This is a genomic window from Streptomyces corallincola (genome assembly GCF_019104725.1).
Classification (GTDB): Bacteria; Actinomycetota; Actinomycetes; order Streptomycetales; family Streptomycetaceae; genus Streptomyces; species Streptomyces corallincola.
On record NZ_JAHRXF010000039.1, the window covers coordinates 1 to 20,979 of the forward strand.

At 73.1% G+C, this 20,979-nt stretch carries 18 protein-coding genes, 1 tRNA gene and 1 pseudogene; 10 read left to right on the top strand and 10 right to left on the bottom strand.

Annotated elements, in window-relative coordinates; all coding sequences use genetic code 11:
* Positions 1-46 precede the first annotated feature (46 nt).
* The 3 genes and pseudogenes from KUM39_RS21455 to KUM39_RS21465 form a co-directional block, all read left to right on the top strand.
* Positions 47-313: pseudogene (locus KUM39_RS21455) on the top strand (winged helix-turn-helix domain-containing protein); the annotation flags it as partial.
* A 257-nt stretch (positions 314-570) separates the two neighbouring features.
* Positions 571-2,199: a penicillin-binding transpeptidase domain-containing protein gene (locus tag KUM39_RS21460; protein WP_217787368.1), complete on the top strand. Its 1,629-nt coding sequence runs from the start codon at positions 571-573 to the stop codon at positions 2,197-2,199.
* Positions 2,200-2,353: 154 nt separating this feature from the next.
* Complete coding sequence (locus KUM39_RS21465; RefSeq protein WP_217787369.1) at positions 2,354-4,018, top strand: penicillin-binding transpeptidase domain-containing protein; 1,665 nt, start codon at positions 2,354-2,356, stop codon at positions 4,016-4,018.
* Positions 4,019-4,156: 138 nt separating this feature from the next.
* Here the strand turns inward: KUM39_RS21465 and KUM39_RS21470 are convergent, their stop codons facing one another.
* Positions 4,157-4,498 carry an SsgA family sporulation/cell division regulator gene (locus KUM39_RS21470; protein WP_217787370.1) on the bottom strand — a complete coding sequence of 114 codons (342 nt, stop codon included), beginning with the start codon at positions 4,496-4,498 and terminating at the stop codon, positions 4,157-4,159.
* A gap of 147 nt (positions 4,499-4,645) precedes the next feature.
* Between KUM39_RS21470 and KUM39_RS21475 the strand changes: the two genes are divergently transcribed.
* The 4 genes from KUM39_RS21475 (at position 4,646) to KUM39_RS21490 (ending at position 8,567) form a co-directional block, all read left to right on the top strand.
* Positions 4,646-5,734 carry an energy-coupling factor ABC transporter permease gene (locus KUM39_RS21475; RefSeq protein WP_217787371.1) on the top strand — a complete coding sequence of 363 codons (1,089 nt, stop codon included), beginning with the start codon at positions 4,646-4,648 and terminating at the stop codon, positions 5,732-5,734.
* 1 nt (position 5,735) lies between these two features.
* Positions 5,736-6,497: a cobalt ECF transporter T component CbiQ gene (gene cbiQ / locus KUM39_RS21480; RefSeq protein WP_217787372.1), complete on the top strand. Its 762-nt coding sequence runs from the start codon at positions 5,736-5,738 to the stop codon at positions 6,495-6,497.
* A gap of 35 nt (positions 6,498-6,532) precedes the next feature.
* Positions 6,533-7,285, top strand: a complete 753-nt coding sequence (locus tag KUM39_RS21485; protein ID WP_217787373.1) for an energy-coupling factor ABC transporter ATP-binding protein — start codon at positions 6,533-6,535, stop codon at positions 7,283-7,285.
* Positions 7,286-7,352: 67 nt separating this feature from the next.
* On the top strand, positions 7,353-8,567 hold the full coding sequence (locus KUM39_RS21490; protein ID WP_217787374.1) for a serine hydrolase domain-containing protein: 1,215 nt from the start codon (positions 7,353-7,355) through the stop codon (positions 8,565-8,567).
* 308 nt (positions 8,568-8,875) lie between these two features.
* On the opposite strand, the gene KUM39_RS21495 is transcribed toward KUM39_RS21490, so the two are convergent.
* From KUM39_RS21495 to KUM39_RS21505, 3 genes are all read right to left on the bottom strand, one after another.
* Entirely contained in the window at positions 8,876-9,157 is a 282-nt protein-coding gene (locus KUM39_RS21495; RefSeq protein ID WP_217787375.1) for a dsRBD fold-containing protein, read from the bottom strand.
* Between the two features lie 100 nt (positions 9,158-9,257).
* On the bottom strand, positions 9,258-10,136 hold the full coding sequence (locus KUM39_RS21500) for an NAD(P)-dependent oxidoreductase (RefSeq protein WP_217787376.1): 879 nt from the start codon (positions 10,134-10,136) through the stop codon (positions 9,258-9,260).
* Between the two features lie 100 nt (positions 10,137-10,236).
* A complete protein-coding gene (locus KUM39_RS21505) occupies positions 10,237-10,833 on the bottom strand; it encodes a TetR/AcrR family transcriptional regulator (RefSeq protein ID WP_217787377.1) in 597 nt (198 codons plus the stop codon).
* 167 nt (positions 10,834-11,000) lie between these two features.
* Between KUM39_RS21505 and KUM39_RS21510 the strand changes: the two genes are divergently transcribed.
* The gene (locus KUM39_RS21510) at positions 11,001-14,252 is read left to right on the top strand and encodes a S41 family peptidase (RefSeq protein ID WP_217787378.1); all 3,252 of its coding nucleotides are present in this window, start codon (positions 11,001-11,003) and stop codon (positions 14,250-14,252) included.
* Between the two features lie 110 nt (positions 14,253-14,362).
* Here KUM39_RS21510 and KUM39_RS21515 read toward each other — a convergent pair whose 3' ends face one another.
* The 3 genes from KUM39_RS21515 to KUM39_RS21525 form a co-directional block, all read right to left on the bottom strand.
* Positions 14,363-14,650: a hypothetical protein gene (locus tag KUM39_RS21515; protein WP_217787379.1), complete on the bottom strand. Its 288-nt coding sequence runs from the start codon at positions 14,648-14,650 to the stop codon at positions 14,363-14,365.
* A 95-nt stretch (positions 14,651-14,745) separates the two neighbouring features.
* Positions 14,746-15,630 (bottom strand): SDR family oxidoreductase, encoded by an 885-nt coding sequence (locus KUM39_RS21520; protein WP_217787380.1) that lies wholly within the window; start codon positions 15,628-15,630, stop codon positions 14,746-14,748.
* On the bottom strand, positions 15,627-17,171 hold the full coding sequence (locus tag KUM39_RS21525) for a flavin-containing monooxygenase (RefSeq protein ID WP_217787381.1): 1,545 nt from the start codon (positions 17,169-17,171) through the stop codon (positions 15,627-15,629). Before KUM39_RS21525 ends, KUM39_RS21520 begins: the two co-directional genes overlap by 4 nt.
* A 132-nt stretch (positions 17,172-17,303) precedes the next feature.
* Here KUM39_RS21525 and KUM39_RS21530 point away from each other — a divergent pair, with 132 nt between their 5' ends.
* Positions 17,304-18,023 carry a MerR family transcriptional regulator gene (locus tag KUM39_RS21530; RefSeq protein ID WP_217787382.1) on the top strand — a complete coding sequence of 240 codons (720 nt, stop codon included), beginning with the start codon at positions 17,304-17,306 and terminating at the stop codon, positions 18,021-18,023.
* A gap of 27 nt (positions 18,024-18,050) precedes the next feature.
* On the opposite strand, the gene KUM39_RS21535 is transcribed toward KUM39_RS21530, so the two are convergent.
* A complete protein-coding gene (locus KUM39_RS21535; protein ID WP_308288195.1) occupies positions 18,051-18,854 on the bottom strand; it encodes an exodeoxyribonuclease III in 804 nt (267 codons plus the stop codon).
* Between the two features lie 67 nt (positions 18,855-18,921).
* Here KUM39_RS21535 and KUM39_RS21540 point away from each other — a divergent pair, with 67 nt between their 5' ends.
* Positions 18,922-19,398 carry a GNAT family N-acetyltransferase gene (locus KUM39_RS21540; RefSeq protein ID WP_217787384.1) on the top strand — a complete coding sequence of 159 codons (477 nt, stop codon included), beginning with the start codon at positions 18,922-18,924 and terminating at the stop codon, positions 19,396-19,398.
* Positions 19,399-19,572: 174 nt separating this feature from the next.
* Here KUM39_RS21540 and KUM39_RS21545 read toward each other — a convergent pair.
* Together KUM39_RS21545 and sepX are read right to left on the bottom strand one after the other, a co-directional pair.
* Positions 19,573-19,646 (bottom strand) — tRNA-Ala (locus tag KUM39_RS21545).
* 61 nt (positions 19,647-19,707) lie between these two features.
* The gene (gene sepX / locus KUM39_RS21550; RefSeq protein WP_217787385.1) at positions 19,708-20,943 is read right to left on the bottom strand and encodes a divisome protein SepX/GlpR; all 1,236 of its coding nucleotides are present in this window, start codon (positions 20,941-20,943) and stop codon (positions 19,708-19,710) included.
* Between the last annotated feature and the right edge of the window lie 36 nt (positions 20,944-20,979).

A 20,979-nucleotide genomic window follows, 5' to 3' on the forward strand; every position in this document is an offset into this window, starting at 1 on the left:
CCACTATCCCGGTACGCACCGCCTCAGAACGGAGAGCGCTCCGTATATAGGTCCGAAAACAACCAAGGTCTACGAGACGCTTCGGAAACGGCTCGCATCGGGGGCAGTACGGACCGGGCGACAAGTTCCCGTCCTAGCGTTCCTTGACGGAGGAGCTGGGCATCAGACGCACAGCCCTTCGGCAGGTACTGACTCGCCTTGCATCTGAAGGAGCGCTAGAGGTGCGAGGGCGTAGCTCGTACCGAGTGCCCGTCGCAGTGAGCGTGAGCGCGCCCGAAGGGTCGAACCCTGGCAGATCCACGGCGATCCCGATCGACTCGTGGCGGACGCGGATGTGGCTGGATACGTGGGTGTAGCGCCGGGCCCCACCCCCTTCACCCCCCGTCCCCCTATGTGACCGGATGCGCCGGTTTACGTGTAGACGGCAACGTCTCCGTTCGGACAACAATCCGGAACTTCGGCCACCCGGTGCCCGAGAGCGCTTACAGTCACTCTGCTCCCCGGGTTTTTGAACACGTTCAGGAAGGTGGGGGGCGGTCGGGGACTACGGGGAATGGGGAGGGGCGCGGGATGCGCGGGGTCAAGGGTGTGGTAATAGGCGGGGTGTGTGCCGCGCTGGTGGGCGGGGCGGGGTACGGGGCGTACAACGTGCTGTCCGCGCTGAGCGACACCGGTACCGGCACCGGGGACGTCACGGAGGCGGCCCCCGTGCGGACCGGGCCGCCGAGCTCGGCGGAGGTCGAGAAGGCCACCGGGAAGTTCTTCGCGGCGTGGGAGGCGGGCGACGCGGACACGGCGGCCTCGTACACCAACTACCCGGACGACGCGCGGACGGTGCTCGCCTCGTACGCCGACGAGGCGCACATCGGCGGGGTGCGCGTCACCCCCGGCCGGACGGTCGGCACGAAGGTGCCGTTCACCGTGAAGGCGACCGTGTCCTACGGCGGCGTGTCCAAGCCGCTGAAGTACGACAGTGAGCTGAACGTCGTGCGCGGCGTCACCTCCCACCAGCCCCTGGTGGACTGGGACCCCGCGCTGGTCCACCCCGAGCTGCGCAAGGGCGACACCCTCGTCACCGGCGGCTCGGCGGCCCCGCCCATCGAGGCCGTGGACCGCGACGGCACGGTGCTGACCAAGGCGAAGTACCCCTCGCTCGGCCCGATCCTGGACGAACTCCGGCAGCGCTACGGCGACCGGGCGGGCGGCCGGGCCGGGGTCGAGCTGGCGGTCCGGCACACGGACGACGCCCCGGACACCCCGCTGCTCACCCTGGTCAAGGGCCGTACCGGCAAGCTGCGTACGTCGTTCAGCGCGGTCGCGCAGGCGGCGGCGGAGCGGGCGGTCGCCAAGTACCCGGACTCCTCGGTCGCGGCGGTGAAGCCGAGCACCGGCGAGATCCTGGCCATCGCCAACAACCGGGACGACGGCTTCGACGCGGCTCTCCTCGGGGAGCGCGCCCCCGGCTCCACCATGAAGATCATCAGCGCGGCCACCCTGATCGACAACGGCCTCACCAGCGCCAGCGGCAAGGCACCCTGCCCGCCCACGGCCGTGTGGCAGAGCCAGACCTTCAAGAACCTCACCGGTCTGGTCCCGAACGAGAACGCCACCCTCTCCGAGAGCTTCGCCCGCTCCTGCAACACCGCGTTCGTGAAGTTCGCCGACGACGTGAAGGACAGCTCCCTCACCACCGAGGCGCAGGACCGGTTCGGCCTGGGCCGGAACGACTGGAAGATCGGCATCCCCTCCTTCGACGGCCGCGTCCCCGTCTCCAGCGGCCCCGACACCGCCGCCGCCCTCATCGGGCAGGGCCAGGTGCAGATGAGCCCGCTGAACATGGCCTCGGTCACCGCGACCGCGATGACCGGCGCGTTCCGCCAGCCCGTCGTCGTACCGCTCGCCCTCGACCACCGCGAACCCGCCCGCGCGCGGGGGCTGTCCGCGTCCACGGTGGCCCAGCTCCGGGCGATGATGAACCGTACGGCGACCAGTGGCACCGCCGTGAACATCATGGCCGGGCTGCGCGGCAGCATCGGCGCGAAGACGGGTTCGGCGGAGGCCGACGGGCAGGCCAGGTCCGACAGTTGGTTCACCGGCTACCGCAACGACGTCGCCGCCGCCGCGATGGTCCAGGACGGCGGTCACGGCATCGACTCGGCCGGCCCGATCGTCGCCACCGTCCTGCGCGACGCGGGCTGACCGGGCCGGGAAGCGGCGGCGACCCGGTCTCGCACGCTCCCCGTGTGAGACCGGCCTCACATGGCTGTCTGCCCCAGGCCCTAGGCTGTGCACGGTCGTTGGGGTCAGTGGGGGTTGCGGGGACCCTGCGGAACGCGTGGAGGATCGGAAGACCGTGGGCAAGAGAAGACGCGCCGCAGAGCGGAAGAACTCCCGTACGGCGGTGATCGGCGGAGTGGTCGCGGTCGTCGCCGTGGGCGCGGGCTTCGGCGCCTACGCGCTGTACGGCGGCTCGGGCACCGGCGGTACGGCCGACTCCGCCCCGCCGGCGAAGAAGGTGCGGACCGGCCCGCCCAGCGCGGCCGAGGTGGACGCGGTGAGCACCGCGTTCCTGACCGCCTGGCAGCAGGGCAGGTCGCAGGAGGCGGCGGCGGTCACCACCGACCCGGCGGCGGCGGACGCGCTCCTCGCCTCGCTCCCCAAGGACGCGCGCCTGAAGGACCTCACCCTCTCCGCGCAGCCCGCCACCGGCGCGAAGGTGCCGTACGCGGTGAAGGCCACGGTGTCCGGCGACGGCCCGGGCAAGCCGCTGGCGTACACCACCGCGCTGACCGTCGTACGGCGGGCCAGTGACGGGAAGCCGCTGGTGGAATGGCACGCCTCGGTGGTGCAGCCGGACCTGAAGGACGGCGACCGGCTCGTCACGGGCGAGTCCGGCACCCCGCCGGTGAAGGCGCTGGACCGCGACGGCGGCGAGCTGTCCCCGGCCACGTACCCGTCCCTGGGCACCGTGCTGGACGGTCTGCGGGAGAAGTACGGCAAGACGGCGGGCGGCAAGGCGGGCGTGGAGCTGCGGGTGGTGCGCGGCAAGGCGGCCAAGGACGCGAAGCTGTCGGACAAGACGCTGGTGGAGCTGAGCCGGGGCACGCCCGGCACGGTCCGCACCACGCTGGACCCGAAGCTCCAGGCGGCGGCCGAGGCGCAGGTCGCCAAGCGGTCCAGGGCGTCGGTGGTGGCGCTGCGGCCGTCCACCGGCGAGATCCTCGCGGTGGCCAACAGCGGGCACGGCTTCAACACCGCGTTCCAGGGCTCGCTGGCCCCCGGCTCCACCATGAAGATCATCACATCGTCGCTGCTGATCGAGAAGAAGCTCGCCTCGGCGGACAAGCAGCACCCGTGCCCGAAGACGTACACCTACGGCGGCTGGAAGTTCCACAACGACGACGACTTCGAGATCAAGAAGGGCACGTTCAAGGCGAGTTTCGCCCGCTCCTGCAATACGGCCTTCATCAGCCAGGCGAAGAAGCTCTCCAACGACGACCTGACCCAGCAGGCGCAGCAGGTGTTCGGGCTGTCCCGCAACGACTGGCAGATCGGCGTGCCCACGTTCGACGGCTCGGTCCCGGTGCAGTCGGCCGCGCAGATGGCGGCCTCGCTGATCGGGCAGGGCGGGGTGCGGATGAACCCGCTGAACATGGCGTCGGTGTCGGCCACCGTCCGCACCGGCACCTTCCACCAGCCGTTTCTGGTCGCGCCGTCCGTCGATCACCGCACCCTGGCCACCGCCCCGCGCAAGCTGTCCGCCGGGACGGTCGGGCAGCTCCGGGAGCTGATGCGGTACACGGCGGGCTACGGCACGGCGGCCGAGGCGATGGCGGGGCTCGGTCCGGACTCCGGGGCGAAGACCGGGTCCGCCGAGGTGGACGGGCAGAAGAAGCCCAACGGCTGGTTCACGGCGTACCGGGGCGACATGGCGGCGGCCGGTGTGGTGCAGGCGGGCGGACACGGCGGCGACACGGCCGGTCCGATCGTGGCGACGCTGCTGAAGCTGGGCGGCTGACCGCACCGGTCACGCGAGAGGGGCGCCCTCCCCACGGGGGCTCTCCGCACAGGCGCCCTCCGCACGGACGGCACGGAAGGCGCCCCACCCACCGGGACCCGCCGATCCAGACGATTCCACCGGGACCCGCCGCCCCCCTCAGCTGTTCACCAGTTCCGCCGTCCACGTCCGCCCGAGGAACGCCAGCAGCGCCCGCGACTCGAACTGCACCACGGTCACGCCCTCCTCCTCGTCGTGGAACTCCACGACGACCTGCACCCGCCCGCACGGCCACACCCGGACGCCCCCGCTCTCGGCCGGTGTCCGCAGCCCGCGTTCGAGGAGGTCACGGGGGAAGGTCCACTCGCGCGAGCCGGACAGCCGTACCCGCACGGTGTCGGGGTCGTCGTCGGGGTCGTAGCCCAACGCGGCGGGCACGGCCGACGGATACGCCTCGTCCTCGATGATCTGGGCCCGCGCGTACTGCTCGACTACAGCCATCGGACCGCCCTCTCACGCTCAGTGACGGATACGGAAGGTGTACATCCGCTTCCTCTCCAATGTCGCACATTTCCCCTTAGGTGCCCGGCGAGACCGAAACCACATCTCTCTTGCAAAAGGTTCGCAACAAGCCTCTAAAATCAGCTGGTGCATGTACCTGACGGATTCATCGACGCCCCCACTTCCGCCGTGACCGGAGTCCTCGCCGCCGGAGCCATCGCGGTGAGCCTGCGCGGTGCCCGCCGCGAACTGGACGAACGCACCGCCCCGCTGGCCGGGCTGGTCGCCGCGTTCATCTTCGCCGTACAGATGCTCAACTTCCCCGTGGCCGCCGGGACAAGCGGCCACCTGCTGGGCGGCGCGCTGGCCGCGATACTCGTCGGCCCGTACACCGGCGTGCTGTGCGTGTCGGTGGTGCTGCTGATGCAGGGCGTGCTGTTCGCGGACGGCGGGCTGACCGCGCTCGGCGTGAACGTCACGGACATGGCGGTGGTCACCTCGGTCGTCGCCTACGCCGTCTTCCGGGGGCTGCTGGCCGTCCTGCCCCGCGGGCGCGGTTCGGTGACGGCGGCGGCCTTCGTCGCCGCGCTGCTGTCGGTCCCGGCCGCCGCCGTCGCGTTCACGCTGATCTACGCGGTCGGCGGGACCACGGACGTCGCGCTCGGCAAGGTCGCCACCGCGATGATCGGCGTGCATGTGCTGATCGGGATCGGGGAGGCGGTCATCACGGCGCTCACGGTGAGCGCGGTGATCGCGGTCCGGCCGGACCTGGTGCACGGCGCGCGCGGCCTCCAGCAGCGGCTGAAGCTGCGGGTCAACGGCGAACTCGTGGACGCCCCGGCGCCCAGGACCCCGGCCCCGGAGGCGGACCCCGCCCCGGCCCGGGCGGGCGACGCCCCGGTGGCGGCCCGCACCTCCCGCCGCACCCTGTGGCTGACCGGCCTCGCCGCCTCCCTCGTCCTCGCCGGTGTCGTCAGCTTCTACGCCTCCGCCAACCCCGACGGCCTGGAGAAGGTCGCCCACGACCAGGGCATCGACGCCAAGGCGCGGGAGCACACCTCGGCCGGTTCCCCGCTCGCGGACTACGGCGTGCGGGACGTCGAGGACGCCCGGCTGTCCGGCGGGCTCGCGGGCGTGATCGGCGTCGGCGTGACCGTGGTCGCGGGCAGCGCGGTGTTCTGGGCGGTGCGCAGGCGGCGCGAGTCCGAGGTGTGCGCGCCGGACACGGTGCTCTGACATGGGCGCGGGCCACACCCACCGCCTCTACCGGCACGGGCACTCCCCCGTGCACAGGCTGCCCCCGCACACCAAGCTGGCCGCCGTGCTCGGCTTCGTCGTGGTCGTGGTCTCCACCCCGCGCGAGGCGATGTGGGCGTTCGGGCTCTACGCGCTGCTGCTCGCCGGGGTCGCGCGGGCGGCCCGGGTGCCCGCCGGGTTCCTGCTGCGGAGGCTGCTGATCGAGGTGCCGTTCGTGGCGTTCGCGGTGCTGCTGCCGTTCGTCGCGGAGGGCCCGCGCACCGAGGTGCTGGGTGTCTCCCTGAGCGTGCACGGCCTGTGGGGCGCCTGGAACGTGCTGGCCAAGGGCACCCTGGGTGTCGCCGCCTCGGTGCTGCTGGCGGCCACCACCGAACTGCGCGAGCTGCTGCTCGGACTCCAACGGCTGCGCCTGCCCCCGCTGTTGGTGCAGATCGCGTCCTTCATGATCCGCTACGGCGACGTCATCACCGACGAGATGCGCCGCATGCGCGTGGCCCGCGCCTCCCGAGGCTTCGAGGCACGCGGCGTACGGCACTGGGGTGTGCTCGCCAAGTCGGCGGGCGCGCTGTTCATCCGCTCCTACGAGCGCGGCGAGCGGGTGCACCTGGCGATGGTGAGCCGGGGGTACGCGGGCACGATGCCGGTGATCGACGAGGTGACCGCGTCCCGCGCCCAGTGGTCGTCCGCCCTCGCGCTGCCGGGCGCGGCGCTGGCCGTGTGTCTGCTGGGGTGGACGCTGTGAGTTCCGTTGCCGTGCGTACCCCGACTGGAGATGCCGTGCGTACCCCGTCCCTCGAGGTCTCGGGCCTCGCCTTCGCCTACCCCGACGGCCATCAGGCCCTGTTCGGCGTGGACTTCACCCTCGCCCGGGGCGAACGGGCCGCGCTGCTCGGCCCGAACGGCGCCGGGAAGACGACCCTGGTGCTGCATCTGAACGGCATCCTGGGCGGCGGCGCCGGTTCGGTGACCGTGGCCGGACTGCCGGTCGGCAAGCGGCACATGGCTCAGATCCGGCAGAAGGTCGGCATCGTCTTCCAGGACCCCGACGACCAGTTGTTCATGCCGACTGTCCGGGAGGACGTGGCGTTCGGCCCGGCGGCGGCCGGTCTGCGCGGGGCGGCCCTGGAGGCACGGGTGCGTACGGCACTGGAGCGGGTCGGCATGGCGGAGTTCGCCGAACGCCCGCCGCACCACCTCTCGTTCGGCCAGCGCCGCCGGGTGGCCGTCGCCACGGTGCTGGCGATGGAGCCGGAGATCCTGGTGCTGGACGAGCCGTCGTCCAACCTGGACCCGGCGTCCCGGCGCGAACTGGCCGACGTGCTGCGGTCGTTGGACGTCACCGTCCTCATGGTCACGCACGACCTGCCGTACGCCCTGGAGCTGTGTCCGCGCTCGCTGATCCTCAGCGACGGGGTGATCGCCGCCGACGGGCCGACCGGCACCCTGCTCTCCGACGAGGCGCTGATGCGGGCGCACCGGCTGGAGCTGCCGTTCGGGTTCGACCCGAGGACGGTGGCGGCGGGGGCGTAACGACGCGCGCCCACGCCCGGGGCCCGAGGAATCGAAGGCGCCGCCCCCGTGTTTCACTCGTCGTCGAATGCGAGGAGAGGGAACTGGCGTGGATGCGAACGTGATCGTGCACGGCACGGTGGCCGAGGGCTTCGAGGCGGTCCGGGAGGCGTTCGCGGCGAACTTCACACGGCTCGGTGAGCGCGGCGCGGCCGTCGCCGTCTACCGGGACGGGCACCGGGTCGTGGACCTCTGGGCCGGGGCGAAGGACGTGGACGGTTCCGCCGGGACCGCGCCCTGGGAGCGGGGTACGGCGCAGATCGTGCGCTCCGCCACCAAGGGGGTGGCCGCCGCCGCGCTCCTCCTGCTCCACCAGCGCGGCGAACTGGACCTGGACGCCCCGGTCGGCGCGTACTGGCCCGCCTACAAGTCGGCGGGCAAGGAGCACACCCTCGTACGGCACCTGCTGTCCCACCGCGCGGGCGTACCCGTCCTGGACCGTCCCCTCACCCCGGAACAGGCCGCCGACCCGGACGTCTCAGCGGCGTACGTCGCCCTCCAGGCACCGGTGTGGGAGCCGGGCTCGGCCCACGGCTACCACGCGCACACCTACGGCTTCCTGACCGGCGAGCTGATCCGCCGGGTGTCCGGACGCCCGGTGGGCGAGTTCATCGCGGAGGAGATCGCGGCCCCGGCGGGTGCGGACCTGTGGGTGGGCCTGCCGGACTCCGAGCGGCACCGGGCGGGCCGGGTGGGACAGCTCCCCGTGGGGGAGACCCCCGAGGGCGGCCTGCGTCTCCGCCCGAAGCAGTCCGTCGCCGCCGCCTACGCCGACCCCGGTTCCCTGACCCGCCGCGCCTTCGCGGCGATCACCCCGGCCCCCGACGAGAACTCCCCCGCGCTGCGCGCGGCGGCCCTCCCCGCCTCGAACGGCATCGCCACGGCGGACGGCCTGGCCCGCTTCTACGCCGCGCTGCTGGGCGAACTGGACGACGGCACCCGCCTGTTCACCCCGGAAACCCTGCGACTCGCCACGGCCGAGCACTCCTCGGACCCCGACCGGGTCCTGATCGCCCCGACCCGCTTCGGCCTCGGCTACATGCTCCACAGCCCCGCCTCCCCCCTCCTGACCCCCTCCTCCTTCGGCCACCCCGGCCGAGGCGGCGCCCTGGCCCTCGCCGACCCCGCCTCGGCAACGAGCTTCGCCTACGTCACCAACGCCTTCCGCACCTCCGTCACCTCCGACCCCCGCCCCCAGGCCCTCCTCCGAGCCCTGCGCGACTCCCTGACCCCAGCAGCCTGACACGGCGGCGCAGCCGCCCTGAAGGGGCGCGGGGAACGGCGCGACCAGCACCCGCGACGGTTAGCCGAACGGGGATGGCGGCGCAGCCGCCCTCAAGGGGCGCGGGGAACTGCGCGACCGGCCGAGACGGACCCGCACCCGACAACGGACCCGCCGTTCAGGGGCGCGGGGAACTGCGCGACCAGCCCCCTACGACGGTTGGCCGAACGGGGATGGCGGCGCAGCCGCCTTCGAGGGGCGCGGGGAACGGCGCGACCGGCCACAGCAGGCCCGCGGGAAGAAAACCCCGCACCCCGGCGGAGCGAACCTCAGACGTGGATCGGGTGCGACACGCGCCCGGAATCCGCGTCGATCTCCTCATGCGCCTTGCCCAGCAGGAGCAACGCGAGCTCGTTCAGCGCCCGGGCCCCCGCGACCTCCTCCCCCACCCGGGGCTGCGGGGAATCCACCCGGTGCCGATTCGCGTGCCCGTGCGCACGTATCTCGGACCCGTCGGGAAGCCGGAGGAGGGCGACGGCGCGCGTGTGGTCGTCGTCGTCCTCCCGGAACTCCAGCTCGACATGCCACCCCACGGTGCTGCGCGTCGCCATGTGGACCACCTCCGGAGGACAGAAACACCCGCCTCATTCCAGGGTGCGCCCACCGGACCGGAACGTCACACGGAACCCCGGCGGCGACCGGCCGGGAAGGCTACTCGTCGAAGCTGGCGAAGTAGGCCGCGGCCAGGTCCTCGTGGCCGTGCCCCTGCTCCGCCGCCCGCCGCAGCCGCTCGGCGGCGGCGGCTGCCACGTCCAGCCGTACGCCGCTGCTCTCCCCGGCCGCGACGATGAGCCGCGCATCCTTCTCGGCGGTGACGACGGCGAAGGAGGCGGGGCTGAGACCGCCGTCGAGGATCTGGGCGGCCTTGGCGCGCAGGTATCCCATGTCGAGCGGGCCGCCCTGGACGGTCTCGAAGAAGCGCTGCGGATCGATGCCGAGGCCTTGGGCGAGGGCGAGGACCTCACCCGTGGCGGCGGTGACGGCGAGCACCCAGCTGTTGACGACGAGCTTGAGCCGGCTGGCGCTGCCGGAGGCACCGTCGTCGCCGGTCCACACGGTCCGGGCGCCGACCGCGTCGAAGACGGGCGTGACGGTCTCGCGGCCCTGTTCGGGACCCGCGGCGAGCACGGTGAGCTCTCCGGCCTCGGCGGGCTGCCGGGTGCCGGAGACGGGTGCGTCGTAGAAGACGAGACCGTGCTCGGCGGCGACGGCGGCGAGGTCGCCGATGAGGTCCACTCCGACGGTGGTGCACTGCGCCCACACCGTGCCGGGCCGCAGCGCGGGGGCGGTCTCGCGCATCACCTCGGCGACGGTGTGGCCGTCGTAGAGCATGGTGACGACGACGTCGGCGCCCTCGACGGCCTCGGCCGGGGTGCCGGTGACCCGGACTCCGTCGGCGGTGAGGGGTTCGGCCTTGTCACGGGTACGGTTCCAGGCGCGGGTCTCCAGCCCGGCGCGGGCGATGTTCCGGGCCATCGCGGCGCCCATGATGCCGGTGCCCAGGACGGCGACGATCGGCTTGTCGGTCATCGACTTGCTCCCCTTCGTGAGGTCTCTGTCCCCGTATGCCCCCGAATGGGAATGTATCCGTCAACCGGGCGGACCGGCCACCGCCCGTACGGGACCGCCGCTACGCCGCCCCGAGCGCGGGCAGCACCACCGCGTCGATGTACGACGTGAGGAACGCGCGGGTGGGCGGCTGGTCGTCCAGCAGTGCCCGGGTGGCGAAGCCGCCGACGAGCATGTGGACCATGAACTCCAGGGCGGGACAGTCGGCGCGGATCTCGCCGCGCTCCACGGCCCGCCGGACCACCTGGTGGAAGGCGCCGATCTCGGGCTCGACGAGCTGGGCGCGGAACGCCTCGCGCAGATCGGGGTTGCTGTGCATGGCCATCGCCACGCCCCGCATCAGCGCGGAGTTCTGCTCGATGGTGCAGTCGTCCTCCAGCTGCACCAGGGCGTGCAGGTCGCCGCGGAGGCTGCCGGTGTCCACGGCGGCGGCGTGGTCGGGCTTGCCGTGCCGGATGGCGCGGACGACGAGTTCGGCCTTGCCGCCCCACTGGCGGTACAGCGTGGCCTTGCTGGAGCGGGTGCGGGTGGCGACGGCGTCCATCGTGAGGGCGTCGTAGCCGACCTCACGGAGCAGGTCGAGGACCGCGTCGTACAGCTCGGCCTGACGCTCGGGGGTGATCCGGCTCCGGCGCCCGGCGGTGGCGGCCTCGGTCATGTCCTGCACCCTCCCAGCCCGGCCCGTCCTTACGAGACGAATGTACCCCAGGCTTTACCGAAACGAAACAGTTTCGTACGCAACTCGGGCGGGACCACCGGCGTCCGCGCCCCGTGCGCCCCCGTCACGAGTTGCTGCCCCCGCGCCCCCGGAAAAGCATGGGGAGGGTGAGCTATCTGCGCCTTCCCCACCTCTCCGGCGACCTGCTGTGCTTCGTGGCCGAGGACGACCTCTGGCTGGCCCCGCTGGCGGAGCCCGGCCGGGCCTGGCGGCTCACCGCCGACCGCACCAAGGCGGGCACCCCGCGCTTCTCCCCCGACGGCCGCACGATCGCGTACACGAGCTGGCGCAGCCTGGCGCCGGAGATCCATCTCGTCGGCACCGGCGGCGGACCGGCGGAGCAGCTGACGTACTGGGGCAGCGCCGACACCCGGGTGTGCGGCTGGTCGCCACCGGGTCCGGACGGCCGCCCGCACATCCTGGCCGTCGGCTCCCACGGCGAGCCGTTCTCGTACTACACCTGGTCCTACAAGGTCTCCACCGACGGCGATCCCGGCCGCAAGCTGCCGTGGGGACCGGTCGCGGACCTCCAGGTCGCCGAGATCGACGGCGAGCGCCGCACCCTGCTGCTGACCGGCACCCCGCCGCACGAACCGGCCGCCTGGAAGCGGTACCGGGGCGGCGCGACCGGGCGGCTCTGGCTGCACGGGCAGCGGCTGCTGCCGGAGCTGAACGGGCATCTGGCGAACCCGATGTTCGTCGGCGACCGGATCGCGTTCCTCTCCGACCACGAGGGCGTGGGCAACCTCTACTCCTGCGCCCACGACGGCTCCGGGCTGCGGCGGCACACCGACCACGACGCCTTCTACGCCCGCAACGCCGCGGGCGACGGCACCCGCGTGGTCTACCAGTGCGCGGGCGAACTGTGGCTGGTGGACGACCTCGCGGCGGACTCGGAGCCCCGGCGGCTGGACGTACGCCTCGACGGGCCGCGCACCGGGCGCCGGAAGCACCAGGTCCCCGCCGCGCGGAACGTGGACGGCATCTCCGTGGACGAGACCGGGCGGGCGAGCGCGGTGGTGGTGCGGGGCAGCCTGTACTGGCTGACCCACCGGGACGGACCGGCCCGCACCATCACCGACACCCCGGGCGTCCGGGTCCGGCTGCCGGAGATGCTGGGCTCCACCGGGCAGGTCGCCTCGGTCACCGACGCGGGCGGCCCGGACGCCGTGGAGATCGCCCAGCTGCCCCGCGCCACCGGCGACCGGGCGCCCAGACGGCTGGCCGCCGGGGAGCTCGGCCGGGTGCTGGAGATGGTCGCGGACCCGTCCGGGGAACGTCTCGCGCTCGCCTCGCACGACGGGCGGCTGCTGCTGCTCGACGTGACGGAGGGCTCGAACGGCGAGGTCACCGAGCTGATCCGGTCGGTCAACGGGCCGGTGCGGGACCTGGCGTTCTCGCCGGACGGCGCCTGGCTGGCCTGGTCGCATCCGGGGATCGGCCGCACCCTGCGCCAGATCAAGCTGGCCCGGATCAAGGACCGGCTGGTGGTGGACGCCACCGACGGCCGCTTCGAGGACGAGAACCCCGTCTTCACCCGCGACGGCCGCTATCTGGCCTTCCTGTCCTGGCGCGGCTTCGACCCGGTGTACGACGTGCACACCGGCGACCTGTCGTTCCCGCTGGGCTGCCGCCCCTATCTGGTGCCGCTCAGCTCCGCGACCCCGTCCCCGTTCGCGCTGAACCCCGAGGGCCGTCCGGCGGCGGGCGGTCTGGACCCGCTGGAGGAGGACGAGGGGGACTCCGGGACGGTCACCGTGGAGGTGGAGGGGCTGGCGAACCGGGTCACGCCGTTCCCGGTGATCGCGTCCAAGTACTCCTCGCTGCACCCGGTGGCCGGGGGCGGGCTGGTGTGGATGCGCTGGCCGATCTCCGGGGCGCTCGGGGAGACCTTCGCCAACCCGGCCGACACCAGCGGGCGGCCCACCCTGGAGTTCTTCAACATCGCCAAGGCGAAGAAGTCCGAACTGGTCGGCGGGCTCGACTGGTTCGCGGTCAGCGGGGACGGCACCCGGCTGGTCGTGGTGGACGAGGGCGAGCTGCGCGCGGCACCCGCCACCGAGCAGGGCGACTCCGACAGCGTGGTCTGGATCGACCTGCGCCGCATCCTGCACGAGGTCGATCCGGGCGCCGAGTGGCGGCAGGCGTACGAGGAGGCCGGGCGGATCACCCGGGACCTCTTCTGGGACCCCGGCATGTGCGGGATCGACTGGGACGCGGTGCTCGACCAGTACCGCCCGCTGGTCGAACGGGTGGACACCCCGGACGAGTTCGCGGACCTGCTCCGTGAACTCCTCGGCGAACTGGGCACCTCGCACGCCTACGTCACCGCCGCCCGCCGCGACGAGGGCCCCCCGCACTACCAGCGGTGGCAGGGCCTGCTCGGCGCCAACCTCGTCCGCCGGGACGGCGGTTGGACGGTACGGCGCATCCTGCCCGGCGACTCCTCCGACTCCAGGGCCCGCTCCCCGCTGGCCGGGACCGGCATCCGCGAGGGCGCCGTCCTCACCCACGTGGACGGCCGCCCGGTGGACCCGGTCGCGGGACCCTACCCGCTGCTCGCGGGCGCGGGCGCGACGACCGTGGAGCTGACGTTCACCCCGGCCGAGGGCGAGGCGGGCCGGGCCCGGCGGGTCGCGGTCGTCCCGCTGACCGACGAACGGCCGCTGCGCTACCAGGACTGGGTGGCCAAACGCCGCCAGGTCGTACGGGAGATGAGCGGCGGACTCTGCGGCTATCTGCACATCCCCGACATGGGCGGCTCGGGCTGGGCCCAGTTCAACCGGGACCTGCGCCGGGAGGTGTCCCGGCCCGCGCTGATCGTGGACGTGCGCGGCAACGCGGGCGGCAACATCAGCGAACTCGTCATCGAGAAGCTGGCCCGCACCATCCTCGGCTGGGACCTCACCCGGGACGCGCAGCCGGTGTCGTACACCTCGAACGCGCCGCGCGGGCCGGTGGTGGCGCTCGCGGACGAGGCGACCTCCTCGGACGGCGACATGATCACCGCCGCGTTCAAGCTGCTGCGGATCGGCCCGGTGGTCGGGCAGCGCACCTGGGGCGGGGTGGTCGGCATGACCGGACGGCACCGGCTCGGGGACGGCACGGTCATCACGGTGCCGATGAACGCGGCCTGGTTCGACGCCTACGGCTGGTCCGTGGAGAACCACGGGGTCGAACCCGATCTGGAGGTGCTGCGCACCCCGCTGGACTGGGCCGAGGGACGGCACGCCCAGCTCGCCGACGCCGTGTACCTCGCGGTGGACCTGCTGGACGGCACCCCGGCCGCGCTCCCGCCGGGATACGCCGACGTGCCCGACCGCTCCCGCCCGAAACTGCCGCCGCGCCCCGGAGAGTGACCGGGGCGATTCACCGGAGCGAACACCTCGACACCGTCGGGCGCACACACGAGCGAGGTGCCCGGCACAGGCCGGACACCTCGCCCCAGGGGTGAAGTCGCGCGCGACGATCAGGCGTTGTCGTCCTGGTCGAAGCGGTCCTCCATCTCGTGCCCCATGTCCCGCATGTCGCGGCCCTCGTGGCCGTGACCGGAGCGCTCGCCCTGCTGGCCGCGCTGCGGGCGCTCGCCCTGCATCCGCTCACCCTGCTGCTGACCGCGCTGGGGGCGCTCGCCGCCCTGCGTCCGCTCGCCCTGCATCCGGTCGCGCTGCCCGGCGGCCTGCTCACGAGCCTGACCGGCCTTCTGCTCGGCCTGGTTCTTCAGCTCGCCGGACTTGTTCTGGAACTTGTCCTTCATACCCATGTGGGTTCACTCCCGTGGGGTGAGACGGAGACCGGCCCCCGCTGGGGCCTCGACCAGATTCACACGAGCGAACACACTGCGCATGTCGATCAGTTACGGTACGTAGCCCTCGCCCGTTCGTCGGCCTCCCCACCTGCGCCGACGAGTCCGGAATCCATCCCGGCGAGCCGGGGCGCGAAGCGCCGCACCTCCCGCCGGCCGACGGTGGCGATCAGCGCGGGCAGGTATCCGCGCACGCCCTGCATCCCGCGCAGCCACCACTGCCCGTAGACATGCGCCGAGCGCCGCTCGATCCCGGCGACGATCCGGTCCACGGCCGGGCCCAGCGGGTACGTCCGGTTCGACGGCCAGGGCAGCCGCTGCCGCAGCTCCCGCATCACCGCGTCCCGGTCGGCGCCGCGCACCATGTCGGTGTCCGTCCACGACAGATACGCCACCCCGACCCCCACCCCGAGGTGCGCGACCTCGGCCCGCAGGCTGTGCGCGTACGCCTCGACGCCCGACTTGGACGCGCAGTACGCCGTCATCATCGGCGCCGGGGTGATCGCGGCGAGCGAGGCGATCTGGAGCAGATAGCCCCGGCTCTCCGCGAGCACCGGCAGGAAGGCGCGGGCGGTGACCGCCGAGCCGATCAGGTTGACCTCGATCACCCGCCGCCAGGCGTCCGGGTCGGAGCCCAGGAACGGACCGCCCGCCGCGACCCCGGCGTTGGCGACCACGACGTCCACCGCGCCGAACCGCTGCTCCACCTCCACCGCGACCCGGCTCATCGCCTCCTGGTCGGTGACGTCGGCGTACCAGTGGGCGGCCTCGCCGCGCAGCTTCCCGGCGGCCTCCTTCAGCGCCTCCTCCTCCAGCCCGACCAGCGCCACCCGCGCCCCGCGCGCGGACAGTTCGCGGGCGAGCGACTCGCCCACCCCGCGCGCCGCTCCGGTGACGACGGCGACCCGCCCGTCCAGACTGCCCCTGCTCATACGCCCTCCTCCGACTGCGATACGGACTGCGACACGACCCGCGACACGGAACCGGGGCGGGCCGGGGTGACCGGCCCGCGGAGCACCTCGTACTCCGCGAGGTCCACCCGCCGGGTCGCGCGCCGGAACTCGGTGGTCGTGCCCGGCCAGACGGTGGTGTTGCGGCCGGAGGCGTCGAAGTACCAGCTGGTGCAGCCGCCGGTGTTCCACACGGTGCGCCGCATCCGCTGCTGGACCCGCTCGTTCCAGGCGTCCACGGCGGCCGGGCGGGCGTCCAGCGCCGTGCGTCCGCCGAGGGTGTCCAACTGGCGCAGGAAGTCGGCGAGATAGTTCAGCTGGGACTCGATCATGAGGATCATCGAGGAGTTCCCGAGGCCGGTGTTGGGGCCGACGATCGTCATCCAGTTGGGGAACCCGGTGGCCGAGGCACCGCGCAGCGACCGCATGCCGCCCTTCCACGCCTCCGCGAGCGTGCGGCCGTCGGCGCCGATCACCCGCTCCGCGATGGGCATGTCGGTGACGTGGAACCCGGTGCCGAAGACGATGGCGTCCACCTCGGCCCCGGTGCCGTCGGCGGCGACCGGCGTGGCGCCCCGCACCTCGCTCAGCCCGGCGGCGACCACGTCCACATTCGGCTGGGCCAGCGCCGGATAGTACGTGTTGGACAGCAGGATGCGCTTGCAGCCGATGCGGTAGTTGGGGGTCAGTACGGCACGCAGCTCCGGGTCCCTGATCGAGCGGGCCAGGTGCCGCCGGGCCACCGCCTCGACCAGGCCGAGCTGTTCGGGGTGCCTGGTGAACGCCTGCACCTGGAGTTCCCGGATGCCCCAGAGGAACCCGCGCCGGGCACGGGCGGTGAGCGGCAGCGCCCGGTGCAGCAGCCGTTCCGGGCCGGTGACGGCGCGGTCGGTGCGGGGCAGCACCCAGGGCGGGGTGCGCTGGAAGAGGGTGACATGGGCGGCGCGGCGCTGGAGTTCGGGGACGATCTGGATCGCGGAGGCGCCGGTGCCGATCACGGCGACCCGCTTGCCGTCGAGTTCGGCGCCGTGGTCCCAGCGGGCGGTATGGAACACCGGGCCGGGGAAGGTGCCGAGGCCGGGGACGTCCGGTGTCCTCGGGTCGGACAGGGCGCCGGTCGCGGAGACCACGACATCGGCGGTGTAGCCGCCCCGGCTGGTCTCGATGGTCCAGCGCAGCGCGTCGCCGTCCCAGCTCATCAGCTCGGCCTCGGTACGCGGCCGCAGATGCGGACGGATGCCGAAGCGGTCCGTGACGTGCTCCAGGTAGGCGCGGATGTGCTCCTGCCCGGAGAAGGTGCGCGGCCACTCCGGGTTCGGCGCGAAGGAGAACGAGTACAGGTGCGAGGGCACGTCACAGGCGCACCCCGGATAGGTGTTGTCCCGCCAGGTGCCGCCCACGCCGTCCCCGCGCTCCAGCACCACGAAGTCGGTGATCCCCTCCCGGCGCAGCCGCGCGGCCGCCCCGAGCCCGGCGAACCCCGATCCGACGATCGCCACGCGCACATGCTCGTACCCGGCCATCCGGACGCCTCCCGCACCCCGTCGGACCGCGCCAGTGATTACTGGCGCAGTCAGGACTGTAGGGCAGCTCCGTACCGAGCGGTAGGGGGCGGGGCAGGGAAGTTACCGCCGGTACGACATAGGGTGCGGCGTGTGGCAGAGCAGCGAGGGGCGGCGGACGGGCCGACGGGCACGGGACCCGCGGGAGCGGCACAGGCCGGAACGGACCCGGCCGGGGACCGCGAGTACCGCGCGGAGGAGCTGGCCCGCCTCGCCGGGATCACGGTCCGCACCCTCCGCTTCTACCGCGAGCGCAAACTGATCCCGCCCCCGCGCCGGGAGGGCCGTATCGCCTGGTACGACGGTCATCACCTGGCCCGGCTGCGCACGATCGCGGCCCTGCTGGAGCGCGGGCACACGCTGACCGGCATCGCGGAGCTGGCGGAGGCGTTCGAGCACGGCCGGAACGTGGCCGACGTGCTCGGCATGGGCACGCCCACCGAGGAGGAGCCGGTCCGGCTGACCCCCGAGGAACTGGCGGCGCGCTTCGAGGGCGAGGCCACCCCGGAGAACCTGGCCGCCGCCCTGGAGCTGGGCTACCTGGGAACCGACGGCGACGAGATCGTGCACGTCAGCCGCCGTCTGCTGGACGTCTCCTCGGCGCTGGTCCGCGAGGGCGTCCCGCTCGCCGAGGTCCTCCGCGCGGGCGCCCGCGTCCGCGAGCACGCCGACGCGCTGGCCGACCTCTTCCAGACCCTGATCACCCGCCACACCCCGGCACAGGACGCCCACCGTCTGCGCCCGCTGGCCCGCAGCGTGGTCGAGGCGGAGCTGTCGCTCGCGCTGGACAGGCGGATGGGCAGACGGCCGTAGACGTGGGTCGGAGGCCGTAGGCGTGCGTCAGAGGTCGTAGACGACGGTGACGGGCGCGTGGTCGGACCAGCGCTCCTCGTGCGTGGCGGCCCGCTCGACGAACCCCTTGACCGCCCGCCCGGCGAGACCGGCCGTGGCCATCTGGTAGTCGATCCGCCAGCCGCTGTCGTTGTCGAAGGCCCGCCCCCGGTACGACCACCAGCTGTACGGCCCCTCGACACCGGGGTGCAGGGCGCGCAGCACATCGGTGTAGCCGCCGTCCCCCTCGGTGAGGACGCGGGTGAGCCAGGCGCGCTCCTCGGGCAGGAACCCGGAGTTCTTGGTGTTCCCGCGCCAGTTCTTCAGGTCGGCCTGCTGGTGGGCGATGTTCCAGTCGCCGCAGATCAGCACCTGGCGCCCCTCGGCGGCGGCCCGCTCACGCAGCCCGGTCAGATGGCCCAGGAACTCGCCCATGAAGCGGACCTTCTCGTCCTGCCGCTCGGTGCCGACCTCGCCGGAGGGCAGATAGAGCGAGGCGACGGTCACACCCGGCAGGTCGGCCTCGACGTACCGCCCGCTGCCGTCGAACTCGGCCGACCCGAACCCGGTGCGCACCCGGTCGGGCTCGCGGCGGGAGTAGAGGGAGACACCGGCACGGCCCTTGGTGGCGGCCGGGGCGTGCGTGACGTGCCAGCCCTCGGGGGCGCGGACCTCCTCGGGCAGCTGGTGCGGCTCGGCCCGCACTTCCTGGAGGCAGACGACATCGGCCGAGGTCTCCGCCAGCCACGGCACGAAGCCCTTCCTGGCGGCGGCACGCAGCCCGTTCACATTCACGGAGGTAACAGTCAGCACCCCGGCACGATACCGGCACACTGGACGAAGACCGCCCAGCCCTACGCATAGAAGTACGATACCCAGCATGAATATACGCCGCGTCCGCTTCGACCACCCCGACGCCGTCAAGCTCAACGACGAGGTGCAGGCCGAGTACCACGTCCGCTACGGCGACGGCGGCGACGCGACCGTCCTCGACGCCACCGACTTCGACCCGCCCCGCGGCGTCTACCTCATCGTCTACGACGACCGCGACCGCCCGGTCGCCACCGGCGGCTGGCGCACCCAGGACCACAACGCGGAGGGCAACCTCGACGGCGACGCGGAACTGAAGCGCATGTTCGTCGTCGAACAGGCCCGCGGCCTCGGCCTCGCCCGTCGCGTCCTCGCCGCCCTGGAAGCCGACGCCCGCGCCGCCGGCCGCCTCCGCATGGTCCTGGAGACCGGCACCAAACAGCCCGAGGCCATCGCCCTCTACCTCTCCTCCGGGTACGCCCCCTGCGCCAAGTTCGGCCACTACCGCCACCACGAGGAGAGCCGCTGCTACGCCAAGCAGCTGTGACGCCCACGCACGGGCTTCAACCAACGGTACGGAAAAGGCAGTTCACCCGGCCGTCCCCAGCGGAGCCCCCAACAGGCAACCCACTTCCGAACGGTCACACCGCCAAGAAGTGGGCACCGCCGCACGACATGCCAAAGCCCCGACCGGATAACCCGGTCGGGGCTTTGATGTGCGTGGACCTGTGGGGATTTGAACCCCAGACCCCCTCGATGCGAACGAGGTGCGCTACCAGACTGCGCCACAGGCCCTTGCAACGAGTGAAACTCTAGCACCCCGATCGGGGTGCTCGGAAATCCGTGGTCGGAGGGGTCACTCGTTGGCGGCGCGGGGGCGGTCGCCCTCTTCGTACTGGTCGAAGAGGGGGGTGCGACCGCGTTCGCGGGCGCGGCGGGCGGAGGCGGCACGGCGGGCGTCGGTGCGGCCGTCGGCGGTGCGGTCGTCGGCCTCGTCGGCCTCGGACTCCGCCACCGGTTCCGCCTCCTCCGGCGCCACCGCGCTGCTGCGGGCCGAACTCCAGGTGTCCGGTGCGCCCAGGTCCACGTCGGAGGTGGCGCGGGGGGCGACCGGCGCGGTGACGTAGGTGGGGAGCGGCACCGGGACGGGGTCCCAGCTCTCACCCTGTCCGGGGCGGCGGCGCCGCTCACGCTGCTGGTCCACCCACTCCGCGTGGTCGGTCTGCTCCACGAGGGCGCGGCGGTCGGCGGCGAGGGCCGAGAGGTCGGTACCGGTGTCCGGTCCCTCCTCCGGTTCGTCGGCCGACAGGCTCTCGTCCAGCGGCGCGCGCCGACGCGGCTGGCGCTCGCGCAGCCGCTGCGCGGCCACCTCCGCGCTCCGCCGGTCCATCCGGTAGGCGTACCGGTGCCGTTCCTGCGAGCGCAGATAGCCGATGTACGCGCTGAGCAGCACCGCCGGGACCGCGGGCGCCCACAGGAACGCCAGCCCGCCCACGGCCGCCACGACCGCACCGGCCGTGAAGACGACGAACAGCATCACCGTGGTGCGCCGTCGGCGCGCGAGGACCTTGGAACGCTGGGCCCGGGCGGCCGCCGCGGCCGCCGAGGGCGACTGGACACCCGAGGGCCGCCGCGCCTCCTCGCGCTCAGAACGTTCCGGGCGCTCCGAACGCTGCGCGTGCTCCCCCCGCTCCGCGTACTCCGGGCCGGACGGCGCCGAGGGGCCGGGTGCGGGCCTCGGTGTCCCCCGTCCCTGCCGCTCGGCCGTCGGTTCGGGCCGCCCGGTCGCCTCCGGCTCGATGTCCGCCCGGACCTGACGGCGGGTCGGAGGCGCGGCGAAGGCCCGGACGTCCACCGAGTCGGTGACGTCCGGTTCGCCGGCGTCCGGCTCCCCCTCCGGGGCGGAGCGCGCCCGGTCCTTGGCGTACCGGCGCTCCATGCCCGCCCGTCCGGACAGCAGCCGGATGGCGGTGCTGAAGCGTTCCGTCGGACGGGCCTCGTTCAGCTCGTCCTGCCTACGGAGCCACATCGGCACCAAGTAGGCGGCCCAGGCCCCGACGATGACTGCGTAGATGAGGCCGCTGCTGCTCACGCCTCACACCGTAGAGGGATTCGCCGGAAGCCATCC

What these genes read in the sequence shown, in the direction of transcription:
- KUM39_RS21460 (WP_217787368.1), top strand. Translation starts at nt 571, where the DNA reads ATGCGCGGGGTCAAGGGTGTGGTAATAGGCGGGGTGTGTGCCGCGCTG.
- KUM39_RS21470 (WP_217787370.1), bottom strand. Translation starts at nt 4,498, where the DNA reads ATGGCTGTAGTCGAGCAGTACGCGCGGGCCCAGATCATCGAGGACGAG.
- cbiQ (WP_217787372.1), top strand. Translation starts at nt 5,736, where the DNA reads ATGGGCGCGGGCCACACCCACCGCCTCTACCGGCACGGGCACTCCCCC.
- KUM39_RS21490 (WP_217787374.1), top strand. Translation starts at nt 7,353, where the DNA reads ATGCGAGGAGAGGGAACTGGCGTGGATGCGAACGTGATCGTGCACGGC.
- KUM39_RS21495 (WP_217787375.1), bottom strand. Translation starts at nt 9,157, where the DNA reads ATGGCGACGCGCAGCACCGTGGGGTGGCATGTCGAGCTGGAGTTCCGG.
- KUM39_RS21500 (WP_217787376.1), bottom strand. Translation starts at nt 10,136, where the DNA reads ATGACCGACAAGCCGATCGTCGCCGTCCTGGGCACCGGCATCATGGGC.
- KUM39_RS21505 (WP_217787377.1), bottom strand. Translation starts at nt 10,833, where the DNA reads ATGACCGAGGCCGCCACCGCCGGGCGCCGGAGCCGGATCACCCCCGAG.
- KUM39_RS21515 (WP_217787379.1), bottom strand. Translation starts at nt 14,650, where the DNA reads ATGAAGGACAAGTTCCAGAACAAGTCCGGCGAGCTGAAGAACCAGGCC.
- KUM39_RS21520 (WP_217787380.1), bottom strand. Translation starts at nt 15,630, where the DNA reads ATGAGCAGGGGCAGTCTGGACGGGCGGGTCGCCGTCGTCACCGGAGCG.
- KUM39_RS21525 (WP_217787381.1), bottom strand. Translation starts at nt 17,171, where the DNA reads ATGGCCGGGTACGAGCATGTGCGCGTGGCGATCGTCGGATCGGGGTTC.
- KUM39_RS21540 (WP_217787384.1), top strand. Translation starts at nt 18,922, where the DNA reads ATGAATATACGCCGCGTCCGCTTCGACCACCCCGACGCCGTCAAGCTC.